The organism is Streptomyces sp. SBT349, from assembly GCF_001083795.1.
Classification (GTDB): domain Bacteria; phylum Actinomycetota; class Actinomycetes; order Streptomycetales; family Streptomycetaceae; genus Streptomyces.
This window is the reverse complement of the sequence record NZ_LAVK01000369.1, coordinates 1-7,125: the sequence shown is the minus strand read 5'-3', so window position 1 is coordinate 7,125 and position 7,125 is coordinate 1. Positions and strand designations below refer to the sequence as shown.

At 69.9% G+C, this 7,125-nt stretch carries 7 protein-coding genes, 1 other RNA gene and 1 pseudogene; 7 read left to right on the top strand and 2 right to left on the bottom strand.

The features are described 5' to 3' along the window. Together ADY01_RS30300 and prfB are read left to right on the top strand one after the other, a co-directional pair. A pseudogene (locus tag ADY01_RS30300) lies at positions 1-396 on the top strand (serine/threonine protein kinase); the annotation flags it as partial. Between the two features lie 23 nt (positions 397-419). After that, entirely contained in the window at positions 420-1,526 is a 1,107-nt protein-coding gene (prfB, locus tag ADY01_RS30295) for a peptide chain release factor 2 (protein WP_049579855.1), read from the top strand. Between the two features lie 194 nt (positions 1,527-1,720). Here prfB and ADY01_RS41940 read toward each other — a convergent pair whose 3' ends face one another. Beyond that, entirely contained in the window at positions 1,721-2,560 is an 840-nt protein-coding gene (locus ADY01_RS41940) for a pentapeptide repeat-containing protein (RefSeq protein WP_078900748.1), read from the bottom strand. Positions 2,561-2,639: 79 nt separating this feature from the next. Then, the gene (locus ADY01_RS30285) at positions 2,640-2,834 is read right to left on the bottom strand and encodes a hypothetical protein (RefSeq protein ID WP_049579853.1); all 195 of its coding nucleotides are present in this window, start codon (positions 2,832-2,834) and stop codon (positions 2,640-2,642) included. Between the two features lie 217 nt (positions 2,835-3,051). Between ADY01_RS30285 and ftsE the strand changes: the two genes are divergently transcribed. The 5 genes from ftsE (at position 3,052) to ssrA (ending at position 6,804) form a co-directional block, all read left to right on the top strand. Then, the gene (gene ftsE, locus ADY01_RS30280; protein WP_049579852.1) at positions 3,052-3,741 is read left to right on the top strand and encodes a cell division ATP-binding protein FtsE; all 690 of its coding nucleotides are present in this window, start codon (positions 3,052-3,054) and stop codon (positions 3,739-3,741) included. Positions 3,742-3,754: 13 nt separating this feature from the next. Next, on the top strand, positions 3,755-4,669 hold the full coding sequence (ftsX, locus tag ADY01_RS30275) for a permease-like cell division protein FtsX (RefSeq protein ID WP_049579850.1): 915 nt from the start codon (positions 3,755-3,757) through the stop codon (positions 4,667-4,669). A 78-nt stretch (positions 4,670-4,747) separates the two neighbouring features. After that, the gene (locus tag ADY01_RS30270) at positions 4,748-5,845 is read left to right on the top strand and encodes a S41 family peptidase (RefSeq protein ID WP_049579848.1); all 1,098 of its coding nucleotides are present in this window, start codon (positions 4,748-4,750) and stop codon (positions 5,843-5,845) included. Positions 5,846-5,888: 43 nt separating this feature from the next. Next, the gene (smpB, locus tag ADY01_RS30265; protein WP_049579845.1) at positions 5,889-6,374 is read left to right on the top strand and encodes an SsrA-binding protein SmpB; all 486 of its coding nucleotides are present in this window, start codon (positions 5,889-5,891) and stop codon (positions 6,372-6,374) included. A 59-nt stretch (positions 6,375-6,433) separates the two neighbouring features. After that, positions 6,434-6,804, top strand: a transfer-messenger RNA (tmRNA) gene (gene ssrA / locus ADY01_RS36410). Positions 6,805-7,125 lie beyond the last annotated feature (321 nt).

The window sequence follows — 7,125 nt, the reverse complement described above, 5'->3', positions numbered from 1 at the left end:
GTCCCCGAGACCGAGCCCGACCCGGCCGGCGCCGCCCACCCCGCCGCCGGCGGGGCGTCCGCCGCCGGCCGCGCGGCCGTCCCGCTGGTGCGCGGCGCCGCCCCCGACTCGGAGCGGGCCACGCACACCAGGATGCGCGTCCCCGACGCCGAGGAGCTGGCCGGCGGCGCCCACGGCACCGCCCGCGTCATCCGCGCCGCGGGGCAGCCCCGGGCGGGCTCCGCCAAGCACGGCGCCGCCGCCCGCCGCAAGCGCAGGCTGGCGGTGACCGCGGCCGGGCTGCTGGGCGCGAGCGCGCTGGGCGGCTGGCTGCTGTTCTCGGGCGGGGAGGACGGCGGGAGCGGGGACAGCGGCGCTCCCGGGGTCGAGGAGCCGGACGAGCCGGGTGTCCCCTGACGCCCAGCGGTTACGCTGGGGTCGTGGCAGTCGTCGACGTTTCCGAAGCTCTGAAGTCCCTCACCTCCACCATGGAGTCGATCGAGGCCGTGATCGACCTCGACCGGCTGAGGGCGGACATCGCCGTGCTCGAGGAGCAGGCAGCGGCGCCGACTCTCTGGGACGACCCCGAGAGCGCCCAGCGGGTCACCAGCCGGCTGTCCCTGCTCCAGGGGCAGCTGCGCAAGACCGAGGAGCTGCACAGCCGCATCGAGGACGTCGAGGTGCTCTTCGAGCTGGCCGAGTCGGAGAGCGACGCCGACGCCCGCCGCGAGGCGGAGACGGAGCTCGACGCGGTCCGCAAGGCGGTCGCCGAGCTGGAGGTCCGCACGCTGCTGTCGGGCGAGTACGACCAGCGCGAGGCCATGATCTCCATCCGCGCCGAGGCCGGCGGCGTGGACGCCGCGGACTTCGCGGAGCAGCTCCAGCGCATGTACCTGCGCTGGGCGGAGCGCCGCGGGTATGCGACGGAGATCCTGGACACCTCCTACGCCGAGGAGGCCGGGATCAAGTCGACCACGTTCGCGGTCAAGGCGCCCTACGCGTACGGCACGCTCTCCGTCGAGCAGGGCACCCACCGCATGGTCCGCATCTCCCCCTTCGACAACCAGGGCCGCCGCCAGACGTCGTTCGCGGGTGTCGAGGTCCTGCCCGTGGTGGAGCAGACCGACCACATCGAGATCCCGGAGAACGAGATCCGCGTGGACGTCTTCCGCTCCTCGGGGCCCGGCGGACAGTCCGTCAACACCACGGACTCCGCGGTGCGGATGACCCACCTGCCGACCGGGATCGTCGTCTCCTGCCAGAACGAGAAGTCCCAGATCCAGAACCGGGCGGCCGCCATGCGCGTCCTCCAGTCCCGGCTGCTCGCCCACCAACGGGCCCAGGAGCAGGCGAAGATGGACGCGCTGAAGGGCGACGGGGGCAACTCCTGGGGGAACCAGATGCGCAGCTACGTACTTCAGCCGTACCAGATGGTCAAGGACCTGCGCACCGAACACGAAGTCGGAAACCCCCAGTCCGTTTTGGACGGCGATATCGACGACTTCCTCGAAGCGGGAATCCGCTGGCGCAAACAGCGCGAGAAGTAACCTTCACGCAACTTCCACCGGCGAGCCGGTATTTAGCGGACATCCTGCTTGACGGCTGTCGGTTCACGGGGAAAGCTGTTCGCCTGGCATGCCTGTGATCTGGGGTGCGTGTTGCGCGAGGGTCGTGGATGTACGTCACCGACCTCCTGCGGCCCGCTTTGCCCTTGCGTGAGGCTGCCCCAGACGGGACCTTGTCACTCAAACGAACAGCTACAGGGGGTAGTGGATACATGGCCAGTCCCAAGACCCGGGCCAACATGGCGCGCGTGGCCGCGGCGGCGGTCTTCGCCGCGGGGGCCTCGCTCGCTGTCGTCGGAACCGCTTCGGCGAACGACCCGGCGCAGAAGACCTCGAAGCCGGCTGCGGAGCAGAACAGCATCGTCGGCATCGCCGGTGGCGCTGACGGCGGCATCGTCGGCCTTGTCGAGGGCGCCGAGGGCGGCGGCGACGAGGGTGGCACGGACGAAGGTGGCACCGACGAAGGTGGCACGGACGAGGGCGGTACGGACGAAGGTGGCACCGATGAGGGTGGCACCGACGAGGGCGGTACCGACGAGGGCGGTACCGACGAGGGTGGCACGGACGAAGGTGGCACCGATGAGGGTGGCACCGACGAAGGTGGCACGGACGAGGGTGGCACGGACGAAGGTGGCACCGATGAGGGTGGCACCGACGAAGGTGGCACCGACGAGGGCGGTACGGACGAAGGTGGCACCGACGAGGGCGGCAGCGTCCAGGGTGTGAACGAGGGTGGCTCCACCAGCGGTGGGCTCGACCCCGACACCGAGGGCAGCAGCAGCCCCATCGAGCAGGATGACCCGACCGAGGACATCACCGCTCCCGAGGAGGACGAGGGCGAGCTCGCCGAGACCGGCTCCTCGACGAACCAGACGCTCCTGATCATCGGTGCTGCCACCATGATCGCCGGCGGTGTGGGCTTCCGCTACCTGCCGCGTCTGATCAACAAGGGCGGCGCCACTCCCGCCTGATCGCGGTTCGGCAGTCCGTAGCACAACGTGACGGGCCCGGAGCATTCCGTTGCTCCGGGCCCGTTGTCCGTGTGCAATGTCTCAGGTGCGATGTCTCAGGTGGAATGCCCCGGGGCGGAACGCCTCATGCGGGCCGCGTCACCAGGAAGGCCACGGCCGCCAGCGTCAGCAGCAGGGCGACCAGCGCAGCCGGGCTGCTGAGGTGGGCCCAGGGGCCGCGCTCCTCGCGGAGCCGGGCCAGCTCGGCCCGGCAGACGGCACAGCGGCCCTCGCTCACCCTCCCCGCGCAGTTCGCGCACACCAGCCAGTCGGCGGTCATGCGATCGTCTCCTCTCATCTCCCCCTCGCTCCCTACTGTGCCAGGGTCCGGCGCGAAGCGCAGAACCCGGACGGCGGCAGAGGTCGGGCCAGGACAAAGACCGGGACAAAGGGGGCGGCTTGGAACGGTGCCTGCGGATCACACGCCGCTTCGCGTAGGGTCTGCCCCAGCGAGGGGGGAGCCTCCTCCCTGTACCCAGCCCCGACATGGTGTAACCGTGATCCGATTCGACAACGTCTCCAAGACGTATCCCCGGCAGACCGCGCCGGCCCTGCACGATGTCTCGCTGGAGATCGAACGAGGCGAGTTCGTCTTCCTCGTCGGCTCCTCCGGCTCCGGGAAGTCGACCTTCCTGCGGCTGATACTGCGCGAGGAGCGTGCCAGCGTCGGCACCGTTCACGTGCTGGGCAAGGACCTCGCGCGGCTGTCCAACTGGAAGGTGCCGCAGGTCCGCCGCCAGCTGGGCACGGTCTTCCAGGACTTCCGCCTGCTGCCGAACAAGACCGTCGGCGAGAACGTGGCGTTCGCCCTCGAGGTCATCGGCAAGTCCCGCGGCCAGATCCGCAAGACCGTTCCCGAGGTCCTCGACCTCGTCGGGCTCGGGGGCAAGGACGACCGCATGCCGGGCGAGTTGTCCGGTGGTGAGCAGCAACGCGTCGCGATCGCCCGCGCGTTCGTCAACCGGCCGATGCTGCTGATCGCCGACGAGCCGACGGGCAACCTCGACCCGCAGACCTCCGTGGGCATCATGAAGCTCCTGGACCGCATCAACCGCACGGGCACCACCGTGGTCATGGCGACCCACGACGCCCAGATCGTTGACCAGATGCGCAAGCGCGTGATCGAGCTTGAACGAGGTCGCCTCGTCCGTGACCAGGCCCGCGGCGTCTACGGCTACCAGCACTGACTGAAAGGACGCCATGCGCGCCCACTTCGTCCTGTCGGAGATCGGCGTCGGTCTCCGCCGCAATGTCACGATGACCCTCGCCGTCATCGTTTCCGTGGCCCTCTCGCTGGCCCTGCTCGGCGGCTCGCTGCTCGCCCGCGAGCAGGTCAACAGCATGGAGGACTACTGGTACGACCGGGTCGAGGTGTCAATATTCCTCTGCAACGCCAACGACGCGGACTCCGGCGACCCCAACTGCGCCCGGGGCGCGGTGACCGAGGAGCAGAAGGAGCAGATCGACGCCGAACTGGGCGAGTACGCCCTGGTGGACGAGGTCTACTACGAGTCCTCCGAGCAGGCGTTCGAGCACTACCAGGAGCAGCAGCGGGACTCCCCCATCGCGGCCGTGGTCACGCCCGACCAGATGCAGGAGTCGTTCCGCGTCAAGCTGACCGACCCGACCAAGTACGACGTGATCTCGTCGGCGTTCGCCGGGCGCGACGGCGTGCAGTCGGTGCGCGACCAGCGGTCGACGCTGGAGCCGCTGTTCAACCTGCTCAACGGCGTCAACTACGCGGCCCTCGGCCTGATGGCCCTCATGCTCGTGGTGGCGCTGCTGCTGATCGTCAACACGGTGCGCGTCTCCGCGTTCAGCCGTCGGCGGGAAACCGGGATCATGCGGCTGGTGGGCGCCTCCAGCTTCTACATCCAGCTCCCGTTCATCCTGGAGGCGACGATCGCGGGCGTGCTGGGCGCGGTGCTGGCCTGCGTGCTGCTGATCGGGGTCAAGTACTTCGCCATCAACAACTTCCTGGCCAACGAGATCTCGGTGATCGACTTCGTCGGCTGGGACGCCGTGATCTCGGTGCTGCCGTTCGTGCTGGCGGTGGGGGCGTTGATGCCGTCCATTGCAGCTTTCTTCGCGCTGCGCAAGTACTTGAAGGTGTAAAGCAGATGTGATTTTTACCCGCCGCGCTCCCTCGTTCGTCTCCCATACGCCCCCGGTATGTGTCCTACACTCCGCAGCATGTCCCGTCCGTGTCACGACATTTCGTCCCGTCGCCCTCTGCGGCGCGGGGCTGCCCTGACGTGCGTCTTCGCGGGTGTCCTGATCACCGGGGCGGCCACCGGCTCGTGGCCCGAGTACGCCGGCGGCCACGAATCGGGCGGTGACGCGGGCCAGTTGGTGAGCCGCAGCGGGGACAGGTGGGCCACCGCGTACTCGCCGGAGGAGTACGCGGCGGTCGCCAGGAGCCTGGAGGGCGAGTACGTCGGGACCGGGATAGCCGTGGTCCGCACCGCGGACGGCCGGATCGAGGTCAGCGAGGTCCACGAGGACAGCCCCGCCGAGCACGCGGGCATCCTGCCGGGCGACGAGATCCGCACCATCGACGGCGCGGGACTCGACGGCCAGCCCGTCACCGACGCGGTGGGCCGCCTGCGCGGCAGCGACCGCGAGGAGCACGCGGGGCCGGGCAGCACGGTCCTGCTCGGCGTGGTGCGCGACGGCGGCTCCTGGGAGGTCGAGGTGGAACGGGCCAGGCTCTCGGTCGAGCCCGTGACCGTCGCCCGGGAGGAGCCGGGGGTCACCCGCATCCACGTCGGCGCGTTCACCCGGGGCTCGGCGGAGCGGGTGCGCGCGGCGGTGGACGCCGTGGAGCCGGGCGACGTCATCCTGCTCGACCTGCGGGGGAACGCCGGGGGGCTGCTGACCGAGGCGGCCGACGCCGCCTCCGCCTTCCTCGACGGGGGCCTCGTCGCCACCTACGAGGTGCGCGGGACGGAGCACGCGCTGCACGCGGACCCGGGCGGCGACACCCGGACGCCGCTGGTCGTCCTCGTGGACGGCGGCACGATGAGCTCGGCCGAGATGCTGACCGGCGCCCTCCAGGACCGCAACCGCGCGGTGATCGTCGGCTCGCGGACGTTCGGCAAGGGCAGCGTCCAGATGCCGAGCGAGCAGCCGGACGGGTCGGTGGCGGAGCTGACCGTCGGGCGCTATGTGACCCCGTCGGGGCGGACGGTGGACGACGACGGGATCGTTCCCGACCTCGTCGTGGAGCCGGGCGGCGACGCGGAGGCCGAGGCGCGGACGGTGCTGGCGGGCCTGGACACCGTCCCGTAACCCGGAGGCCACGACGCGGCCCAGCCAGTACAGTGGACAGGTCATGGCTAAGGGGAATGAGCCGGCGCGCAAGATGATCGCCCAGAACAAGCGCGCGCGGCACGACTATCACATTCTGGATACGTACGAGTGCGGTCTGGTACTGACCGGCACCGAGGTCAAGTCGCTGCGGCAGGGCCGCGCGTCGCTGGCCGACGGCTTCGCCCAGCTCGACGGCGGCGAGGCGTGGCTGCACAACGTCCACATCCCGGAGTACGCGCAGGGCACCTGGACCAACCACAGCGCGCGCCGCAAGCGGAAGCTGCTGCTGCACCGCTCCGAGCTGGACAAGCTGATCGGCAAGACCAAGGAGTCGGGCCTCACGCTGGTGCCGCTCGCCCTCTACTTCAAGGAGGGCCGGGCCAAGGTCGAGATCGCGCTGGCACGGGGCAAGCGGGAGTTCGACAAGCGGCAGACGCTCCGCGAGAAGCAGGACCGGCGGGAGGCGGAGCGCGTGATGTCGGCGACTCGCCGCAGGCAGCGGGCCTGACGTATACTGGGCAACGGCGCTCACGGCTCCGGCCGGGTGCCAGGTTCTCAAGTGAACATGGGGATGATCGGTTTCGACAGCGGATGTCGAAGCAGGGGAAGCGAGCCGAGGAAGCGGCAATGATCTCGTTAACCATATGTCGCAAAAAAATAATCGCCAATACCAAGCGCGATTCCTTCGCCCTCGCTGCCTGAGCAGCGACTTGCGAAGTGCCAGTCCGGGTGCGTCCCCGCCCCGGGTCCTGGTATCAGCTAGGGGACTCCACCGTTAGCCTCGGTCACGGGGGCTGACGGGACACTTCACAGTGACTGAGCCCGTCGGAGACTTGTCCGTGTGATCTCCGGGGCTGAGAAAATCGCAGCGGACTGCGCTCGGAGAAGCCCTCCTTCCACTTCGTTGGACGCGGGTTCGATTCCCGCCATCTCCACGACGACGACAGGCGACGTGTGCCCGCGGAATGCGCGGGCCGCGTCGCCGTCTTCGTTTTGTGCTCGGCTTCGCCTCGCGGTGCGGGGGCTTCGCCACCCGCGGGCCCCGGGGGTGGGTTGCTGTGGTGTGGACGGGCCGAGGGCGGCGCGGGTCCGTGGGGGGGGTGGGGGTGTGTCGGTCTTGTTGTTTTGTGCTCGGCTTCGCCTCGCGGCGGCCCGCGTGGGGGGGGTGCTGTGGGGTCGACGCGGCGGGCGCGGCGCGGGGCCGGCGGGGGGCTGGGCGTGTGTTGGGCTTGTTGTTTTTGCTCTGCTTCGCCTCGTGG

What these genes read in the sequence shown, in the direction of transcription:
- ADY01_RS41940 (WP_078900748.1), bottom strand. Translation starts at nt 2,560, where the DNA reads ATGCTCCGGGCCCGTCACGTTGTGCTACGGACTGCCGAACCGCGATCA.
- smpB (WP_049579845.1), top strand. Translation starts at nt 5,889, where the DNA reads ATGGCTAAGGGGAATGAGCCGGCGCGCAAGATGATCGCCCAGAACAAG.
- ftsX (WP_049579850.1), top strand. Translation starts at nt 3,755, where the DNA reads ATGCGCGCCCACTTCGTCCTGTCGGAGATCGGCGTCGGTCTCCGCCGC.
- ADY01_RS30270 (WP_049579848.1), top strand. Translation starts at nt 4,748, where the DNA reads ATGTCCCGTCCGTGTCACGACATTTCGTCCCGTCGCCCTCTGCGGCGC.
- ADY01_RS30285 (WP_049579853.1), bottom strand. Translation starts at nt 2,834, where the DNA reads ATGACCGCCGACTGGCTGGTGTGCGCGAACTGCGCGGGGAGGGTGAGC.